Consider the following 19,137-nt stretch of genomic DNA (forward strand, 5'->3'; position numbering starts at 1 on the left):
TAAAGTGGTTTATAGAGGTGAGTTAGTTGAGATTGGGTGATCAATTACAAAGGTTAAGAGAAGAAAAAAATATGTCTAGAGAAGAGCTTGCTCAACAGATTAATGTATCTAGACAAGCCGTTTATAAATGGGAAAATAATAAAGGATATCCTGATATTCAAAATCTTTTAAGGTTGAGCGAGATATACGAAACTACCATTGATGAACTTATTAAGAATGATCCTACATTACAAAGAAAAATCGATAACAACCAAGATGAAAGCAAAGAGCTTGACGATGAAGAAATGTTGAATCCAGGTTTTTATATAGGTATAGTCATTATCTTTCTTGGTATTTTTCTTGGTATTGCTTTAGGAAACTTAATTGTTTCTACTTTTTTAAATATTATTGGAACGCTGATTATCTGCTTCTATAAAGATATATTAAAATTTTTGAAAAACATAAAGAAAGATTTCAATGAACAGTAGTAAAAAGCTTTGATTATCCGAATCAAAGCTTTTTTGTTGCCTAGAAGCGTGTTTATGTAAACTAGATCTGCATATGATATTCATGTTATTAAATAAAATAATATGGTGAAATATTACACACGAAATGAAATTCTTGTTTAGGAAGAAGGTGTTTTCTTAATGTTGAAAGTATTGTTGGTATGTATCTTAAGTTGCTTGATTATTTATGGAGGGCAGCTTGTATGGAGAAAAGGAAAAACTACTTTTATCGCTGGATATGAAAAGATGTTTACACCTAAGAACGAAAAGCAGCTTGCTAAAGCATTTGGGATTATTATTATATTATTTGGCTTAGAATCTATTATATTTCCTATTCTCTCTCTATTTTTTGATGGACTTGGAATTTATTATGGATTTCTAGTTGTGTTAAACTTCTTTGCTTTATTTGGAGTCATGATAAAGGATCAGGTACAAGGAGAGGCTTAAATGAAATAAAGGGCATGGAAGATTTTATATTCTCAGGCCCTTTATTTGTGCCGATAAAATCCATTATGGTAACTATGGGTGTATATATTATTCATTAATGTTTAAGCTTTAACGGCATGTTAAAATGTAATTATAAGGAAATTAAAACATGTCAGAACTTATAAGGGGAAAATAATTGAATTCGTTATTGTATCTTACAATGTTATTTATATTAATACTTACAGTGGTTCCTATCATGATTGTAATCATCAAAACGGTTTTCAGAAGAAAACTACCAAGCAATTACTATACTCCATTTGATTATATTTCTGCCCAAACTACTGAGGAATTTCATGAGGAAAAAGAAGAAATTAAAAAAGAAGATGAAAATGGAGATAGTAAAAATTGAGTAAGGATATTTATTGTGGTGTCGAAAATGGACCTTATAATGTATATGATATACAGCTTAAAAATTGTCGATATAGTAAAATAATAGGTATTTACTAATAAAGGGAAGTGAGGGGATGACATGGAGGATAAAATAATATTTAATCAAATGTTATTTACTCGAAAACAAACACTTAAGCTAATTGAAGAGATACCAGATGATTTTATGGATATTATTCCGGAAAGCCATAATAACTCAATTCGTTGGAATGTAGGACATATATTTGTAGACCAAGAAATATGGCTGTATGAACGAATAAAGAATTCTTTAAAGCTTCCTCCATTTTATAAGGAGTACTTTGCTTATGGTTCCAGTCCATTTACTTGGAACGATTGTGTTCCTTTAAAAAATGAGTTAATTGATCATTTAGAGAAGCAGCCCTATCGTATCATGGAAGACTTTAGTAGAGAATTAGATCAAAATCTTGTTGATCCAGTATTATTAGGATTTGATAATACTGCACAGATATTATTACATACTTTATATCATGAAGGTTTACATGTAGGGGTAATTCAATCTATAAAGAAGATATTAACTAAAAAGATTTGAAGTCTATAACTTTTGTATTTACAAATAATATTGTTTTCGTTAATAGGACATGTAATAGAATAAAAGATAAAAATTAATTAATGATAATCAAAGGAGAATTGTAATGGTAGAGAAATTAGAGTTAGAAAAGATTAATCTTCAGGAAATTACACAAGATATTAAAGACCAACATGTAAATTTTGCTGTATCAAATATTAATAACCATTGCCTTCGTATAGCTGTATTTTCAGGTGAATACAAATGGCACTACCATTCTAATTCAGATGAGCTATTTATGGTTTTAGAAGGAGAATTATTAATTGACTTTAAAGACAAGGATACAGTTGTTTTAAAACCAAATGATACATTACTTATTCCAGCTGGAACTATACATAGAACCAGAGCTAAACAAAGAACTGTAAATCTTTGTTTCGAGGATCAAAACGCTGATACTATCATCATTGATGAGTAAATAAAAGAAAAAGAACATAGATACTGTGAAAGCCATTTAAGATAAGGTTTAAATGGCTTTTAATATATACAAATAAATTCTGATAACGTTGATTATGGTAAGTTACATTGCAAATATACAAAAAAGAACAGGATTAGATAGTAACTAATCCTGTTCTTTTGTTAGCTTTGAGCTTTTGTGATATATGTTTTAACTGAAGGAGGTTGATATGTATTGAATTGATCTAATAAACCTTGTGGTTCTGTATCTACAAGAGCCATAGAACGATATTTTTCCTGTAGAAATTGCTCTTCTGTCATATGATTAAATAAAGAAATAAGTGGTGTGTAATAATCATTAATATTCAATAATCCGCAAGGCTTCTGATGTAACCCTAACTGAGCCCATGTGAAAATTTCAAAGAATTCCTCTAATGTACCTGGACCGCCTGGTAACGTAATGAATCCATCTACAAGTTCAGCCATCTTGGCTTTTCTCTCATGCATAGATTCAACAACAATAAGTTCTGACAGGTTTTTATGAGAAATTTCTCTTTCTTCAAGGAAAGTAGGCATGACGCCAATGACATGTCCGCCAGCTTCTAACACAGCATCAGCCACAGCACCCATTACTCCAACACTTGCTCCACCATATACAAGCGAAATATTACGTTTAGCAAGTTCTTTTCCCAGATCCTTTGCACCTTGAATATAAAGGTCAGATGCTCCATTACTTGATCCACAAAATACAGCTATTCTTTTCATAAAGATCCCCTCCTATGTAATCACCGTTATTGATTATACATAATAATGGATGATTTGGTAAACTTAGTTGAAGTTAAAAAAGGAAGGTGGAACCATTTAATGAACGTAACAGAATTTCAACAATGGGTAAAGGACTACTACAAAATGAGAGGTTGGTCAGATTTAGATATCTTTATTCGAATTGGTTTTCTTGCCGAGGAAACAGGTGAAGTAGCACGAGCTATTAGGGCTTTAGAAATCGGAAGGGATCGACCAGATGAAGTAACTGGAACTTTGGAAGAAAATAAGAAAGAATTAACGGAAGAACTAGGAGATGTGTTAGGTAACTTGATTGTTATTGCTAACAATTATGATATTTCTTTAGAAGAAATATTTAGCTCACATAAAGAGAAGCTTGCAGAGCGTTATTCTAATAGATAAATATAGATGTGATAAAAGTGAAATATACATGTACATATCTAAAATATAGTATTAGGTTATAATTTGTTTAATCAAAAGGTAAGCAAAATTAAAAGGCAACCTCTGGTCTTCAGTAGAGGTTGCCTTTTGAACATCATCATTATGGAATTATATATTAACATTTTTTCCTAAAAAAAGCTATCTCTGGTGAGATATTGCATATGTATAAAAGGAGCTCTTTTTATACATTCTCGTTTCTTTCAACTACCCAAAGAACGTAGTCATATCAACGATGTATAAAAAGACGCATACTCAAGCAAAAGAATCCTTAGCTGAACCCTACTGCCGCAAGGGTTCTTTTGCTTGCTTGGTTCCTTGAAGAGACATTATGTTAACTAAGGTTGTATAGCGTATACAGCCTAAAAAGCAGAAAAAACTACGCCGACGGAGAGAAGTAGTAGTTTTTTCTGCTTTTTAGCTGTAGTTGTTGGCTGATGCCTCACGGCGTCTTGAGTAGTTTGTTCAAAGTTAGGATTGATTATTCTTATTTGCAAGCTCTTTTCTATCAGAAGCTAATGGAGGCTGTTCTAGCCATTTGTTTTTAATCATGATATTGGCTCCATCTTCTGAATAAATCTGTACTTGCACGGACATTTTGTTATACATGACCCCTAAATCCATTCTAGGACTTTGAGCTATACAAGTACCATAGAAACCTATACCTAACGCATTTAAGGCAGCAACATAATACATCATTAATTTTTCTGAGAAGACGTGACTTGTCACATTTGTTACCTCTACAGCCCATGATACAGCGATAGGAATATCACTCTCTGCTAATTTTTCACTAAACAATTGAACATGTTTTTTAGCAATTTCAATGCCCTTAATAAAGAATTGTGTAACATCCTTTGACTTGGCTACTTGACTAAAACCCATTAGAGTAGCAATACCTAACGCATTTCTTTGCGTATTTGCATAAAGATTACTTGCTTCTATTGCTGTAAGAGGTCTTTTTTCTCCAAAAAGGTCCCATATAAAGCTTTGCTTCTCAACAAGATCAACATGATCTAAATTGGGGAAATAAGGAGATCTGACATATAGCCCTTTTGTTAATAATGTATCCTTGGACATTTCAAATAAGGTCATGGTATCTACTAGGCATGACTTGTAATAATCTGTAATATCTTTTCTTACTGTTGAAGATAAACTAGCCGCATAGCTTGTTAGGCCAATCTTGGACATTTGATGAATGAATTGTAATACATATGTATCTGAATAAAGTCTGGGCGCCGTTAAATTAACATCATCTTCTACCTTAAATCCTTGGGGAAGCGTATGTTTCTCTTCAGTCAGTATGTTAGCTATTTCTTGTATATGTCTACTAGATAATTGTGCAGCATATTCAATGATAGGTTTGATTTCCTCATCTTCTACTTTTTCTAAAAAATAAAGTAATATACACTGACTAGCACTGTCACTTAAGTATTGAGCCCACAATTGAGCGATTTCTGCTGAGGTTAGCCTAATCTGATTTTTCTCTTTCACTTAACTTCCTCCATACTCTAATAATTTGTATTATTTTCTCCAATAAATTTTTTCCTATGAATAAAGATGAGGATAAGTAGGAATAGAACCCTAAATGAAAGGAAGCTATTATGAAAATATGCTAATGAATTAAGGGTTTCTCATTAATTGATTGCCGAATACTGACATTATTTAAACTAACTTTGTATATCGTATGCAGGGAAAGACAATTCTAATAAGAGATTAACTTAGTGAGAGGAGAAGAGAGGAAATACTAGTAAATACTATTATGGGATTTGTTGTACCTTGGATTTTTGGTTTCATATTATACAAAAAAGAACCTATAATCGTTCTTTTAATTGCACCAATAGGAATGACAGTAGCTTTTATACTAAATGATTGGGGCAGTAATTACTTCTGGCAATTCAAACCGACTTTTAGAGATTTAAGCTTATCAGCACTCCCTTTAAATATGGGTTTCTATCCTGTCTTATCTTCTTTTTTAATTTATTTCAAGATGAAAAAAAAGATTAATACGATTATCCTTTTACTTTGTTTTACTTTCTTTACTACAGGCTTTGAAGGCATTGGTTTAATCTTAGGAAAAGTAGAGTATTTTAATGGATGGAATATTATTGGAACTTTTATTAGTTATTTAATGGCGTATTTTATTATTTATAGCTATTATCGAAGTTTAGTAAAGCATAATATCTTAAAGAAATAAGCTTTTCTTTATATAAATATAAAGGCCTCATATCTATTTGAAGCCCTTTCTGTTTTATTTCCTAGAAGGTACATTATGTTAACTAGATTTGCATATCGTATACTGCCGAAAAACAGAAAAAACATCCACCTGTATGGATGTTTTTTCTCATTTCTCTTTTGCAATTTCTTTTCTGTTAGGAGCAAGTGGTGGTTGTTCTAACCATTTGTTTTTCACCATAATATTAAACCATTTTTTTGTTACCATTAGATTTTTGAGAATGGTGCCTTCGTAAGTTGTTACAAGATCTGTTCGCATGGCTGATGCTAAACCTGTTCCGTGATATGCTTGTGCAGCTTGGAATAAGAAACCAATATGATACATCATTAATTTATCAGAAAAAGGAGAGTCTGTTGAAGTTGTTACTTCTGTCTCCCACGATTTAGGAACGGGTAAATTATCTGCGTGCATGATTTTTAAAAAGGATTGTATTTGATCATCAGCTGTTTTCTCCGACGCCTCTAAAAATTTTCTTACTTCTTTTGATTGAGCGACCTGACTAAATCCAATGGAAAGAGATTTAGCCATAATGCTTTTTTTAAGGTTGAAAGAAATACTTATGATTTCTATTGCCGTTAAACGTCTTCCTTTTCCGAAAAAACCATCCGTGAAATCCTGGCTAGAAATAAATTCTGGGTTCGTAGCAGGATAAAAATAAGGGTCCCTCTGAAACTCCCCTTTTTCAAGTAATAATTCAATCGTTTGATGATACATCCTTTTTGCATCATTATCACATGTATCGTAGAAGTGGCGTAAGTCTTCTCTGACAGAAACACCTAATGAAGTTGTATGTCCTAGCAAGCCATGTAACGTCATGATATGTAAATAATTCAAGCAGAATATATCAGTGAATAATCTTTTAGTACCTTTATTGAGGTCGGACTCAGTAAATCCAATTGGAACTGGAAACCCTTCCTTTTCTATAAAAGCTACGATTTGTTTCTTTTGTTTTGCGAAGGTCTTGATAGCATCTTCAAAAACGATCTTTATTGACTCATCCTCAATAATAGAGAACATATATCGATTTACTACATCTGTCATCGTTCCGTTTACATACTCTCCCCATAGTGTTCCTATTTCGGAAGATGTGAGTTTTAACTTATTCTTATCCAAATTATCACCTCTTGGATAATATTTACTAACTTATTAATAGATATGAATTTTTTCTTAATAAAATAAGGTTTTTAGCATGTAATTTCCGATAAAATCCATTGTGGTAACTAGAAATTCGTAGTAGATATAGTCCAAAAAGAAAAAGTTACCAGATCTAAGGTAGCTCTTTTCTATTGGTTATCCTAACTAACTGGTCTGTAAGAAAGAGAATAGCAAAGGGAATAGCAGAAATACCTAAAATTGTAAGAAAGACTTTATGAATTTTACCATTCATTTATATGAATCCACCTTTATATATAGAGTGAATATTTCAGCTTTTCTTAAGTAGAATGCTCAGATAAAGGAAAAGTATGTATAACAAATAGCAGCTTGAATTAAGCTGCTATTTGTTTATGGTTTCCTATAAAATCCATTATGGTAACTAGACTTGTATATATTCTAAAAAGAAACTAGGCTTTTTCACTGTGTTTACCTTTTGTACCAAAGTAATTTGTCCCAATAACTCCTGCAATAATGATAATGGCCCCGACTAGATGATAAAGGTGAAATTGTTCTTTCAAAAAAATTACTCCTGCCAAGATTGTAATGAGTGTAGCAAAATTACTGAAGACACTCATTTTAGATGCTTCTATTTTTGATAAGGCGTAATTAGAAAGATAGGACGTGACTAAAGATGATAATAAACCTAGATAGACAATTGCAATCACAAAATCTAGATGAACAAAAGGCTCCATAAATTGATGGATAGTGTTATTTATTAGATGATTTGTCAATGCCAAACCATTAAATGTAATAAAACCAAATAAAGTCATTATATATGTGATAGTGAATAAGGAATATCGTTGAGTTAAATTTCTAGCACATACATTGTATAGGGACGATACAAGTGCGGAAATTAAAATCAAACCACTTCCTAGTAGACTAGGATTTTTATTTCCTATATCGTTCATATACATAATATATATCACACCTACTACCGAGAAAATAATAGCTATCTTTTGACCAGATGTAGATGTTTCTTTTAAAAATATGCTCGCAAAGATTAATGTGAAAATTGGGATTGTTGCTTGAATGATTCCAGCTTCAGATGATGATATATTCACTAGTCCAAATACCTGAAAAGCAAAAAAGAGAGTGGGGTATAAAATAGCTAACAAGGCAATAATCCCTATATCCTTTTTGGTTACTTTTAATGATTTTTTCGTTAATACTTTTAAGATTGTAACCCCTATAAAAGCAATAGTAAATCGATGTGCTAATGCATCAAAAGGTGTAGCAATAATTAATGCAACTTTGACAAACATAAATGATAATCCGATAATAATGGCATAAGTAAGTGCTGCTATATATGCTTTTTTCTTTTCAGCCATATGAATGACCCCCTTTAGATTTACCCGGCCGGTTATCATTATAGTAAGAGAAACTAACAGTATCTACGATATAAAAAATACACATCTGTATCGGTACAGATGTGTATTTGGAGGAATACTATGCTTAAATATGAAACAATTTATCAATCCCTACTTCAAAAGATACAGTCTGGAGACTTTCCAGCAGGGGCAAAATTACCCTCAATTAGAGGCTTATCGCAACAATATATTTGTAATAAAAGTACAATATTAGCTGCCTTAAAACGATTAGAAGAGCAACATATTATTTATTCCATTCCAAAGAGTGGTTATTACGTCGTGGAACATCAGGTCTTCGAAGTACCAACATTTACTGAAGGCATTGATTTTGCAACATCATCTCCAACGTGGCATGCATTTCCTTATAAAGACTTTCAACAGTGTATTAATAAAGCGATTGATACATATCAAGAAGAATTGTTTCGTTATGGAACACCAAAAGGTTTATCTTTATTAATTACAGAAGCTAAAAAACTCTTAGAATCTTATCAAGTATTTGCGAAATCTGAACAGATTTTCATCACTTCAGGGGTTCAGCAGGCACTCGCTTTACTAAGCATGATGCCATTTCCAAATAACGGATCTACTATTTTAGTTGAACAACCTAGTTACCATTTGTATATGGATATGTTGAAAACATATGGAATTCGTACAATAGGGATTCCACGTACAGCACAAGGTATTGATCTAAAGCAATTAGAAAAAATATTCAATGAAGAAGAGATTAAATTTTTTTATACAATGCCACGCTTCCATAATCCTTTAGGAACGTCATATAGCAAAAAAGACAAAGAAGCTATTTTACAGTTAGCTTATAAATACAATGTGTATATTATAGAAGATGACTATTTAGCAGATTTTGAATATAACACAAAGAATGATCCTCTTTTTGCAAAGGATATTAAAGAACAGGTTATCTACTTAAAGAGCTTTTCAAAAATCATGTTTCCAGGTTTAAGAATTGGTCTAGCCGTTCTTCCTACCACTATTCTTAACACCTTTCAAAAATTTAGAACGACCATAGATATAGATAGCTCTATGATTTCACAAGCTGCACTATATCTTTATATAAAAAGCGGTATGTTTAAACATAATAAATTAAAAGTAAGTAGTATTTACCATAAACGTGCCGAAGTTCTTCATCAATCACTGCAAAATCATCTGGCTAATTACGAGTCATCGTCAGAAATAGTTATGCATGGTCATATTTTGTTACCTAGACAAGTAAATATGAAGTTATTTATTCGTTATTTATATGAACAGCGTGTATATCTGGATTCAGTTGAAAGTAATTATCTAGCCAACTTTCACAAAGAACGGGTTTTAAAGTTAAATGTGTCAAATGTTGAAAATCACCGAGTTGAAGAAGGAGTCAAAAAAATTGCAAGTGCTTTAAAAAAAAGAGATAACTATTTCTTTTAATTACTTAATGTAATTAAGGCCTTTAACACTGTTTAAGAAGAAGAGACTTAAAAGTATTATTCTTATAATGATGTACATTTTTCTCACGTGCCTTTTATATTTATTCCTACCGGTAATTTGTTTTATGTTAACTAAAAGTGAACATGATATTAATTAGAATGAACATCATGTTTTTTCTCAAGGTTGTATGAATAAAAGAAAAAAGCAGGTTTAATCCTGCTTTTATAGCCTTCTCTTGGAGATATGTAGAGTTATACCTTTATTTATAATATTTCTTTCAATACTTTATACTTATCTAGTAAATGTATCAATTGCTAAAAAGGTTCTATTCTTATGATTTTATAACATACACTATATTAGATTTTGATTCGAATAAGGAGGTAGACATGACATATCCTCAATTTCCAACCTATAGTTATATGAGAGTTGATCCCGTTTTAATTAATGATATTGAAAAAGCTATTAATGGGGAGTATAACGCTATTATCTGTTACGAGCAACTAGCTAAGATTGCACCCACAAAAAAAGAGCGTGAACGTATTCTAGAGATAAGAAAAGACGAAATTAAGCATTATCAAACATTCTCTACAATTTATGCAAACCTAACAGGTAAACAGTTTGAAGCCAGCGTTTCAGAGAAGTGTCCAAATACTTATAAAGAAGGGCTGCAAGTTGCTATTGAAGATGAACAAGAAACGGTAGACTTCTATCTAGATATTTCAGATAAAGCACAAGATGTGTATACTAAAGAAGCCTTTCGACGGGCTGCAGCAGACGAACAAAATCATGCTGTATGGTTTTTATATTTTTACACGAACCTTTAAATTGTGTACGTAAAGAGATCAACAGTGAGTTGATCTCTTTGTTATTTACTTCTATAAGAGAATAATGAATGTATGACTACTTGTAATTACTGTTATGATGCTTATTTAAAGGAAGAAAATGTTGGCATGATGGTGGAGTATATCCGTCTTGATTAAGAATGTGCAGGTGAGTTTAAAAAATTAGTTGCATAGGTTAAACGATATAACATACAAAAAGGAGCAAACAAATAGTTTGCTCCTTTTTGTATGTTTGTTACAATACCGATGCTTCTCTCTCATCTAAACATTACAATAATTACTCAATCATTATTTAGCAGAAAGTTCGCTTTCTGTTACCCATTTATGATTTTTTACTTTTTTGCCGCCAGTAGTTGGCGTGTAATCAACCATATACACAGTTGTTTTTTCAGCTGAATCAATAGTGGCTTTGGCACCTTTCATACCCTTCATATGGTCTGCTTCTAGATTCTGTTAAGCTAGATTAGTCAAAGTAATAATGGAGAAAAAGCTTAGCTGAAGTAACACCCTTGTGGTGCAAGGGGTTCTTTTTGGCGTGTGTTCCGAAAAGAGGCTCTATGTTAACTAAACAAGTATAAAATATACAGCTATAAAACAGAATAACCTACTGCTCCTGTACAGTAGGTTGTCCTGTTGGGAATACGAATATGATTTTAGTGGTAGATACCTCACGGCGTCTTGGGTAGTTTGCTCAATTTAATGCACTTTATTCCTACACAGCATATCCATTGCTTTTTTTAAAAGTAAAATGTCTTCTTTCATCATTACTTTCATATCGTCCATATCAAGTTGAATATATTCTTCTTTTAAACGTTCTAATTCCCTGACGAACAGGGATCCAGTATAGTACCCGTAATTTATCACCAATGTATATCTCCTTTATGTGCTATTAATATACTTAATTCCCTTTTATCTAGATTAACAACCAATAAAAGGAATATTCCAAAAAATAATCCTTTGCTGATATAGGCAAAGGATTTTCAAATTTATTGGAATAGGGGGAATATGTTATTAGTCTGGCCAGATTTATAGATTCATATACATATATCTTTAAAAGAAAATCCTGTAACCCAATATAATTACAATGAATAACTTTTTCTATTCATTATAATCTGTTATGTAAATATTAAAGTATTTCATATATTATTAAAGTTTTATTATTTACACTAACTGACGACAAATATGGGCCTTTTCTACAAATTTCCTTAACTTTATATTACTAAATATCACTGAATTTAACACTAATTCCGTTTATCTAGATGAAGTAAGAAGATACCTTTTCCTCAGAGTCCATTAGAAGAAATATTTTTTATCCACTCTTTTTTTAATAATGCATACTGAAGAGTATTTTCATACCTAGGTGTTCCATCTTCGTATTTAGTAAACGAAATAAACTCAACAAAACACCCTTCTTTACGCATCTCTAATTTTTCACAGAGTTTTTGCGATTTATAGTTATCCTCCTCAGTGTATGCATAGATTCTTCTTGCATCCCTTTGAGTAAATAGATAATTAAGGAATGCTTTCACACTTTCGCTTGCGTACCCTTTCCCTTCATATTCAGCATTAAAATGCCAACCAATGGAATAAGTATTTGGAGCTTCCTTTAAGTAGAATATTTCTCCTATTAGATAATTATTGCCTTTTAAGCAGACTGCAACAAAAGAGTCGTCTTTTTTTCTTTTTTGAATTTTTGAGGCAGCTTCCTCTATTGTGTGAACTTTGTCTTCAAGAAAGCAGCTTACCTTTGGATTAGCCAAGTATTCCAAAAGACCGTGAGAGTCTTCTTTAGAAAAATTTCTCAATAGTAGTCGATCAGTTTCAATTTTTTTCATCAAAAATTCTCCTAACCTATATTTATGAATTTATTTCTCTGAAAAGACAACAACAATAATTTAGTGGATAACGTAACAATAATGGTTGCTGAGCTTTTGTGATTTTAGCTGTGAGCATCTTCAGCAACGCGTTCACCAATATCAAGAACACGCGAGATGTTTTGCACGATTTCAGGAAGCCCGATTACTGCCTCTTGGAACATCCAAATATAAGCCAGAACTGCATAAATAGCACCAGCCGTAGTACCCTCAGCACCTGTAAGTCTAAGGAGTGTAGCTAGGGTTAAGAGAATGACGACAATCTCCATCGTCCCCCATGTTTTGGCCTCAGCGTTAGAAATAGCAACACGCCATAAACGTAATCGTGCAAAATGTTTTTGAACAATGGTAAGTGGACGATGAACGACTATATCTGCCTCTTCTTCAATCCGGTTGTTAAGTGCATGATTCAAACGATAAGAACGACGGCCAAACCACTTGTTTATAATTAGTATTGGAATGAGTGCCAATAAACTTAAGACCCCAATGAACCAATCATAAAAAAATAACATGATAATAGCACCTAAAAATCGAATAACCGTTGTTGCAACTGCTGGTAACTCCATCTGAAAGAAATCTACTACCTCTCGAGACAATGAGACGCGTCCTACAATTCGAGTTCCTTTTACTCCATCAGCACGCTGACGCTCCACCATTTCTCCAGCTACATTAGAATAAATTCCAACAAATACTTTTGTATCGTAAACATGCCTAAACAAGCCAACTCCTAGGTGAAGGATCCATAGTAAAGCAAGTGGTATGAGACTAGCAGGATTCCCTTTAAGCAAACCATCGATTGCAAAACCAGTTGTTGCAGCATAAAGGAGATCACAAACATTTTCAATAATGGTGAGTATATACGTAAGGCTAATTCCTTTACGGTTTTTTGACCATATACTTCGAAGGAGTTGACTGACAGGGGATTTTGTCTTTTTTACCGTTTGCATCTTTTCAACTCTTCCTTTTCTTTAATTAAACAAATTTTAATTCTATTTATTTCTTTACCTTCACATTCATCAATTCGCCTTTTCATCTAATTAAAAAGAGTAAAGGACTTATCATTGCTGTTTATATCTCCTTTCCAGTACAATGAACATCATAAAGTATATGGTTACCGTATAGTCAAGGAGGAGTTTATGAGTGAAGAGTTGGAAAAGTACTTTACTACCGGTGAATTCGCGAATCTCTGTCATGTGAAAAAGCAAACTCTGTTTCATTATGATGAGATAGGGTTACTTTCACCTAAAATTAAAAAAGAGAATGGATATAGGTACTATTCGTATGATCAATTTGAAGTCTTTCAATTGATTGCCTTATTTAAAGAATTTGGTATCCCATTAAAAGAGATAAGAATTCTCCTAACAGATAAAAAGCCAAGAAATATGATTACACTTTTAAAGGAGAAGTCTTTTGAAATTGAAGAAAAAATTAAAAATCTTAATCACTTACAAGCAATTATTCAAACGCGTTTACAGTTAGCAGAACATGCCTTACAAACCGACTTTTCTTCTATTTCATTGCAGTCTTTAGATGAGGAAAACTTTATGATAAGTGAAAATATACTAGAAGAGGCCGAACAAAAATATACTACGGTTATTCCGGAGCTTATTCATTATATTCAACTCCATAAATTAGATCGAGGATATCCAATTGGAGCACTGCTTGCGAGAGAACAAATCCAAAAAAAAGAGTTTTACAATTACAAACATTTATATGTCAAAATTCCAGAAGGGATAGAAAAAGTCCATTATCACACACGTCCCCGGGGACTATATGCTGTTGGGTATCAAAAAGGTGCCGAAACTGAGCATGCTTACAATCGAATGATTCAGTTTGTTGAAGAAAAAGGGCTAAAAATAGGCGAGTATGCATATGAGGAATACGTGATTGATGAGGTGTCGGCGGATGGAATTGAGAATTCAATTACAAGAATTCAACTTCAAATTCAGAGCTACTAACAGGTTTTAGTTTATATAGGCAATGAACACCATGGTCACTAAAGGTTTAAAAAGCAAAAAACCTCCTATTTCCGTAGGGGGTTTTTCTATAGGTTAATGAGGTTCTAGACTGGAGATACTTCTCAGTATCTTGACTAGTTTTTCTACAATATATTTAATAGTTAAAACTATTTTTAATAAAGTATGTTAGCTATTACTTATAAAAATTATAGTTTTCGTCTTCCCAAATCATCGATTTTTAATAGTAATCCAAATTGTGAAAATTTGAGTGTTGAAAAATACGTTATAAAAAGTTAGTGTGAAATTTAACAATATTTAACATGGGAATTTATTAGGTGATGATGGGGATGGGAAATAAACATGTAACACAGGAAGTCCTATTAGAAGAAATAGAGCGTATTAGGGAAATTATGATATATACTGCTTTAAAGGAAGGACTTGTAAGTGATAACACGGTAAAGGTAAGTCAAGAATTGGATATGAAGTTAAATGAATTAGAAGAAATTCATTTAAAAAAAGTCCTTACTTCATAAATAAGGGCTTTTTTGCATGTGTTTTCCGATAATCTGAATTATGGTGCGACAAGAAGTCGCTTTTATATAGTGTGGCTTACGCCACTGGTTTAGACGCAAAAACTATCCCCATCCAAAACTGCGGGCCTGGTAACGGGCTCGTGGGTTGCATGCGGAAATGTGGAAACAGAGGACAAATGCATGGTCCAGAACACTGCTAGGAGAAGATAGGTACGGTAAACGAACGTGAAGGTTTGTAAGCTTCGTAAGCGTTAGCTCAAGATAGTGCATAGTTTTGCTTGGGTATTGGCAAGAGGAAAAGCAGAATCATAATGCTGCTCTGATGCGTCCCGCATCTTGCCCGGAGTAAAGAACCTACCTACCCCTATCGCATCTGTAAAAAGTGGAACTTGGTAAGCCCTATGTCATCTGCCTAAGCAGTAGGATGACTGCAAAGTCAAACGATGTGGCAGAGGGTATGGGATATGAGAAAAAGCCAAAGCCGTTACCCTGAAAAGGGACAGGAAAGCAGAAACACTGTATAACTGGACGGATACTGTCGTCTTAACAGGCAGTGACAGGCTCGAAAGAGCGCCCACTTCTCATGGGTCTTCAACACGAAAATAAATTTGTGGCTATCTTCTAACGAAAAGGAGCGTGCTGTTATGAATACCTCTCTACGAGCGTCGGCGCACGTCTCGCATAAAGGTTGGTACTCTATTGATTGGAGTATTATACAAAAATATGTAACGAAGTTACGACAAAGAATTTATCGTGCCAAACAACAAAATCAACAAAGAAAAGTAAGGAAACACACCTTTAGTAAGGAGATTTAATGAGAAAATACATAATATTAGATATGCCTATAAATGACATTAAGAAAGTTATGATAGTGGACATCAAAGATGAAGTAAATATGTTTCTTTATAATACGTCAGATGATGTACCTTCAATTGGAGACTATAGTTTTGAAACATTACAAGAAGCTGAAGACTTTTTTAGCAAGGAATTTTCAAAAGAAAAAGATAGTATAGCTTCTTGGATTTATGTACCAAATCCAACTAAGGATTATCAGGAAGATATTATTAAACCAGTAAGAATTAAGGATATAAATACTTGTACTCCTCAATGGGGAACTTATGAGGAATTCGTAAACGGAAAGTGGATAGACATTAAGTTTTAGCCTACCTACTACCGATAACACGCTTAGGATAACTAAGGGAGTGGTTTTTTCATGAGTTCTTATGAATATCAATTAGTAATGAATAACACTAAATGGCAAGAAATTAGAAATGCAATGAACGATTGTTCTATAAATACAATTTGGAGAATACAGGATTTCAAAACTAAATATATAAGTAATTGGGATGGAGATTGGTTTTATCATTTCAAAGGTAATTATAAAAACATTGAGTGGTTAGAAATAAAGATTGAAAATTTAGAAGAGAAGGGTCAGGTAATAAATATACTTAGAACAATTAACATACCAGGAGAAACAAAAGATGATGTTATAAAAGTTTATGGCTACGTTAAAAACAATAATTCTATAGATTATTTATAATAGCTAATGGTTCTTATAATCCCAGTTATGATAACTAGAATCTCATCTCATACTAACTATTTTTTGACCTCCAAATAAGACAAAAAATATGAGGAAAGGTATTGTATGATGAAAAAACAAGACCGACAAAAAAGATTAGAGTTTCTATTGGCAAAGAGAAAGAGGTTAGAGAAAAAAGAGAATAAAGATCCTCTTTTTTCAGAATGTGTAAATGCTTTAGGTAAAGGCGTTATTATATATTCTCCTGAAAAAAGTGAAGAAAGGTATTGCTCGTTTCAAAAAGAGGTTCCATTCACATTTTACGGAAGGATAGAATGGGATAAATTTGATAAATACTGTGTAATTACTTATTTAGAAGATGTAAAAAGCTTAATAAATAACGATGATCTTGAGATATATTGGAGTACAGACAATTTCCCTGTGCTAAAGACGAAGTTTGAGAACATCTTAAGCGTATATGATGATGTTGTAGCTGTAAGTAGCGATACTTTTCTTTATGTAGAAAATAAATACGTAATAGAAATTTATCATGACGGAGAAATTAGAATAGGTTCCTTAGACAATTTCCGATAACGTATTTTATGTTAACAGTTATAAAATCAAAAAAGGGGTACCGTTGCCAAACGAATTGTCGAACTTCATCAAGGAGAAATATGGGCAGAAAGTGAGAAAGAAAAGATAACGATGTATGTTGCGTTGCCTTTTCCTCATGATAAAGAAGAGAAAGAGATTATTTATGAAGATTTATGAACTAATTAGATTAGCAGTAGAAATTATGTTTACACTAATTTCTGATGATGTTCTCATGCTAATTTTTTATGAAAAAACACCTTCAAGTGATTACCAGGTAATCACTTGAAGGTGTTTTCTATTATTTTATTAAAACCGTTGTATTAGCCGGAATTACAAGCTGATTTTTGCCTTTTTTAGCACCTTTTTCACTAGCAAAAATCAATTTACCTTTCGCTGCTACAGATACTTTTACAGGTTGATTTGAAATATTATGATACACGCTAATCGAGTTGCCTTTATACGTACGGCTATAGGCAACAACTTCTTTACTGTCTACTGAAATAGATTGAAGCGTTCCTTTTACTAACTCTTCATGCTGCTGACGCACGCGAATCATTTCACGGTAATGATTTAACAAAGAATCCTTTTGTTTGGTTTGTGCTTCTACAGACACGCCGTTGCCGCCTTTGTTATATACAGGTGTTTCCCAGCTGGTTTGTCCAAGTCCGTTTCCTTCGTACCAGCGGAACGGTTCACGGATTAACTCATCAGGCTTTTCACCGGTCATGCCAATTTCTTCACCGTAATAAATATACGGGTTGCCAGGAAGCGTAAGTAAGATAGAAGCAGCTGATTTTGCTTTGTTCACATCGCCGCTCAGTTCACTCATGACACGATTTTGGTCATGGTTGGTTAAGAAAATACCGTCAATTTTGTTTGGATTGTATGATTTGAACAGCTCATCCGTTGCCGCTGCTGCAGTGGCGATTCCTTGATCATTTCCCGCTTTTACAGAGTTGACAATTTTCCCTGCTAAATCAAAGTTAAATAGGGAATCAAGCGATTGATAGTAAGGAGCTACCACTTCAGGCTGATCCCATACTTCACCCGTTAGATATACGTTAGGGTTTTCTTTTTTCATCGCATCTCTAAACTCATTCCACCACAGGATATTTTTCTTAGCGCCTTCAGGCGTTTGACCTTTAAAAATATGAAGCGCAGCATCTAAGCGGAAGCCATCAACGCCTTGCTTTAGCCAAAACTTTCCGACGTTAATCATTTCTTTTCTTACTTCAGGGTTATCGTAATTTAAGTCAGGCATTCCTTCCCAAAACGTTCCGTAAAAATACTCTCCGTTTGGAGCTTTATGCCATACTTGCTGTCCCCAAGATCCTTTTTCATTCAAGTCGGTATTTTTATCAGCCCAAATATAGTAATCTCTGTACTTGCTGTTTTTATCTTTTAACGCAGCTTGAAACCAAGGGTGTTCGCTGCTCGTATGATTCACAACAAGGTCCATAATGACTTTTACGTCTCGTTTGTCTGCTTCTTTCATCAGCTTGCGAAAATCTTGCAGATTTCCGTACTGCGGATCAATGTTATAATAGTCCGTTACATCATATTTATGATAGCTAGGAGAAGGGTTGACTGGCATCATCCAAATCCCGTTTACTTGAAGATCATTCTTTGTATGAGAATTTCCGTCATTTAAATAGTCCAGCTTTTGTGTAAGACCTTTTAAATCACCATGTCCATCTTTATTTGCATCGTAAAAAGAGTTTACATACACCTCATAAAAGACACCGTTTTTATCTGCTGTTGGAGCTTTACCTTTATGTACAGTTTCGGCGTGAACACCTGTTGATAAGCTAGCAGCCAGCGGCAGTGTTAGAGCTAAAGCTGTCCATTTTTTCCCTTTCATCGTTTCATCCCCTTTTTTGCAATCGTTTGCATAAATTGACTACAATTGAAATATAGCACCTATTTGAAAACGATTACAACGAAAATTTCATTTTGATTATTTTGAACTAGTAATTATTCTGACAACCTAGTTATTTACTGTGTCTAATGACATTAAGCGGCTGCGTTATATTAAGGCTATAGATAGAAGATAGCAATAAAATAAGGGATTATTATCCAAGT

23 protein-coding genes and 2 pseudogenes are annotated in these 19,137 nt (G+C 33.1%); 16 read left to right on the forward strand and 9 right to left on the reverse strand.

What is annotated here, in order from left to right:
• Positions 1-26 precede the first annotated feature (26 nt).
• The 5 genes from AC1DEF_RS07355 (at position 27) to AC1DEF_RS07375 (ending at position 2,359) form a co-directional block, all read left to right on the forward strand.
• Positions 27-467, forward strand: a complete 441-nt coding sequence (locus AC1DEF_RS07355) for a helix-turn-helix domain-containing protein (protein WP_074684346.1) — start codon at positions 27-29, stop codon at positions 465-467.
• Between the two features lie 159 nt (positions 468-626).
• Positions 627-932 carry a hypothetical protein gene (locus AC1DEF_RS07360; RefSeq protein WP_097823315.1) on the forward strand — a complete coding sequence of 102 codons (306 nt, stop codon included), beginning with the start codon at positions 627-629 and terminating at the stop codon, positions 930-932.
• A 175-nt stretch (positions 933-1,107) separates the two neighbouring features.
• Positions 1,108-1,320, forward strand: a complete 213-nt coding sequence (locus AC1DEF_RS07365; protein ID WP_255255701.1) for a DUF3951 domain-containing protein — start codon at positions 1,108-1,110, stop codon at positions 1,318-1,320.
• A gap of 120 nt (positions 1,321-1,440) precedes the next feature.
• Positions 1,441-1,908 (forward strand): DinB family protein, encoded by a 468-nt coding sequence (locus AC1DEF_RS07370; protein WP_097823316.1) that lies wholly within the window; start codon positions 1,441-1,443, stop codon positions 1,906-1,908.
• A 103-nt stretch (positions 1,909-2,011) separates the two neighbouring features.
• Positions 2,012-2,359, forward strand: coding sequence for a cupin domain-containing protein (locus AC1DEF_RS07375; RefSeq protein WP_097823317.1), 348 nt, complete (start codon positions 2,012-2,014; stop codon positions 2,357-2,359).
• Between the two features lie 161 nt (positions 2,360-2,520).
• Here AC1DEF_RS07375 and AC1DEF_RS07380 read toward each other — a convergent pair whose 3' ends face one another.
• Complete coding sequence (locus AC1DEF_RS07380) at positions 2,521-3,102, reverse strand: LOG family protein (protein ID WP_097823318.1); 582 nt, start codon at positions 3,100-3,102, stop codon at positions 2,521-2,523.
• 99 nt (positions 3,103-3,201) lie between these two features.
• Between AC1DEF_RS07380 and AC1DEF_RS07385 the strand changes: the two genes are divergently transcribed.
• Entirely contained in the window at positions 3,202-3,522 is a 321-nt protein-coding gene (locus AC1DEF_RS07385) for a MazG nucleotide pyrophosphohydrolase domain-containing protein (RefSeq protein WP_097823319.1), read from the forward strand.
• A gap of 507 nt (positions 3,523-4,029) precedes the next feature.
• Here the strand turns inward: AC1DEF_RS07385 and AC1DEF_RS07390 are convergent.
• Positions 4,030-5,049, reverse strand: coding sequence for a DUF3231 family protein (locus tag AC1DEF_RS07390; protein ID WP_097823320.1), 1,020 nt, complete (start codon positions 5,047-5,049; stop codon positions 4,030-4,032).
• A gap of 268 nt (positions 5,050-5,317) precedes the next feature.
• Between AC1DEF_RS07390 and AC1DEF_RS07395 the strand changes: the two genes are divergently transcribed.
• Positions 5,318-5,752, forward strand: a complete 435-nt coding sequence (locus AC1DEF_RS07395) for a hypothetical protein (RefSeq protein ID WP_053215305.1) — start codon at positions 5,318-5,320, stop codon at positions 5,750-5,752.
• Between the two features lie 147 nt (positions 5,753-5,899).
• Here AC1DEF_RS07395 and AC1DEF_RS07400 read toward each other — a convergent pair whose 3' ends face one another.
• Together AC1DEF_RS07400 and AC1DEF_RS07405 are read right to left on the reverse strand one after the other, a co-directional pair.
• Positions 5,900-6,904 (reverse strand): DUF3231 family protein, encoded by a 1,005-nt coding sequence (locus AC1DEF_RS07400; protein ID WP_097823321.1) that lies wholly within the window; start codon positions 6,902-6,904, stop codon positions 5,900-5,902.
• 449 nt (positions 6,905-7,353) lie between these two features.
• Positions 7,354-8,274, reverse strand: a complete 921-nt coding sequence (locus tag AC1DEF_RS07405) for a DMT family transporter (protein WP_097823322.1) — start codon at positions 8,272-8,274, stop codon at positions 7,354-7,356.
• Positions 8,275-8,394: 120 nt separating this feature from the next.
• Between AC1DEF_RS07405 and AC1DEF_RS07410 the strand changes: the two genes are divergently transcribed.
• The 3 genes from AC1DEF_RS07410 to AC1DEF_RS07420 all read left to right on the forward strand — a co-directional run bounded on the left by AC1DEF_RS07410 (position 8,395) and on the right by AC1DEF_RS07420 (position 10,715).
• Positions 8,395-9,735 carry an aminotransferase-like domain-containing protein gene (locus AC1DEF_RS07410; RefSeq protein WP_097823323.1) on the forward strand — a complete coding sequence of 447 codons (1,341 nt, stop codon included), beginning with the start codon at positions 8,395-8,397 and terminating at the stop codon, positions 9,733-9,735.
• 386 nt (positions 9,736-10,121) lie between these two features.
• On the forward strand, positions 10,122-10,559 hold the full coding sequence (locus AC1DEF_RS07415) for a ferritin-like domain-containing protein (protein WP_043978945.1): 438 nt from the start codon (positions 10,122-10,124) through the stop codon (positions 10,557-10,559).
• A 72-nt stretch (positions 10,560-10,631) separates the two neighbouring features.
• Positions 10,632-10,715 (forward strand): hypothetical protein, encoded by an 84-nt coding sequence (locus AC1DEF_RS07420; RefSeq protein ID WP_471876883.1) that lies wholly within the window; start codon positions 10,632-10,634, stop codon positions 10,713-10,715.
• A gap of 150 nt (positions 10,716-10,865) precedes the next feature.
• On the opposite strand, the pseudogene AC1DEF_RS07425 reads toward AC1DEF_RS07420, so the two are convergent.
• From AC1DEF_RS07425 to AC1DEF_RS07440, 4 genes and pseudogenes are all read right to left on the reverse strand, one after another.
• Positions 10,866-11,024, reverse strand: a pseudogene (locus tag AC1DEF_RS07425) (YdhK family protein); the annotation flags it as partial.
• 249 nt (positions 11,025-11,273) lie between these two features.
• On the reverse strand, positions 11,274-11,441 hold the full coding sequence (locus tag AC1DEF_RS07430; RefSeq protein WP_176521215.1) for a hypothetical protein: 168 nt from the start codon (positions 11,439-11,441) through the stop codon (positions 11,274-11,276).
• 419 nt (positions 11,442-11,860) lie between these two features.
• Complete coding sequence (locus AC1DEF_RS07435; protein WP_097823324.1) at positions 11,861-12,412, reverse strand: GNAT family N-acetyltransferase; 552 nt, start codon at positions 12,410-12,412, stop codon at positions 11,861-11,863.
• 104 nt (positions 12,413-12,516) lie between these two features.
• Entirely contained in the window at positions 12,517-13,398 is an 882-nt protein-coding gene (locus tag AC1DEF_RS07440) for an ABC transporter six-transmembrane domain-containing protein (RefSeq protein ID WP_097823325.1), read from the reverse strand.
• A gap of 189 nt (positions 13,399-13,587) precedes the next feature.
• On the opposite strand from AC1DEF_RS07440, the gene AC1DEF_RS07445 reads away from it, so the two are divergent.
• From AC1DEF_RS07445 to AC1DEF_RS07470, 6 genes and pseudogenes are all read left to right on the forward strand, one after another.
• Positions 13,588-14,409 carry a MerR family transcriptional regulator gene (locus tag AC1DEF_RS07445; protein ID WP_097823326.1) on the forward strand — a complete coding sequence of 274 codons (822 nt, stop codon included), beginning with the start codon at positions 13,588-13,590 and terminating at the stop codon, positions 14,407-14,409.
• A gap of 347 nt (positions 14,410-14,756) precedes the next feature.
• Positions 14,757-14,942 (forward strand): aspartyl-phosphate phosphatase Spo0E family protein, encoded by a 186-nt coding sequence (locus AC1DEF_RS07450; RefSeq protein ID WP_255255702.1) that lies wholly within the window; start codon positions 14,757-14,759, stop codon positions 14,940-14,942.
• A 644-nt stretch (positions 14,943-15,586) separates the two neighbouring features.
• Positions 15,587-15,733: pseudogene (locus tag AC1DEF_RS07455) on the forward strand (reverse transcriptase N-terminal domain-containing protein); the annotation flags it as partial.
• A 23-nt stretch (positions 15,734-15,756) separates the two neighbouring features.
• Positions 15,757-16,104: a hypothetical protein gene (locus AC1DEF_RS07460; RefSeq protein ID WP_097823327.1), complete on the forward strand. Its 348-nt coding sequence runs from the start codon at positions 15,757-15,759 to the stop codon at positions 16,102-16,104.
• Between the two features lie 51 nt (positions 16,105-16,155).
• Positions 16,156-16,482, forward strand: coding sequence for a DUF6678 family protein (locus AC1DEF_RS07465; protein ID WP_097823328.1), 327 nt, complete (start codon positions 16,156-16,158; stop codon positions 16,480-16,482).
• Positions 16,483-16,587: 105 nt separating this feature from the next.
• Positions 16,588-17,055, forward strand: a complete 468-nt coding sequence (locus AC1DEF_RS07470; RefSeq protein ID WP_097823329.1) for a CDI toxin immunity protein — start codon at positions 16,588-16,590, stop codon at positions 17,053-17,055.
• A gap of 298 nt (positions 17,056-17,353) precedes the next feature.
• Here AC1DEF_RS07470 and AC1DEF_RS07475 read toward each other — a convergent pair whose 3' ends face one another.
• Entirely contained in the window at positions 17,354-18,916 is a 1,563-nt protein-coding gene (locus tag AC1DEF_RS07475) for an alpha-amylase family glycosyl hydrolase (protein ID WP_097823330.1), read from the reverse strand.
• Between the last annotated feature and the right edge of the window lie 221 nt (positions 18,917-19,137).

Source organism: Priestia sp. 10L35 (assembly GCF_056395685.1).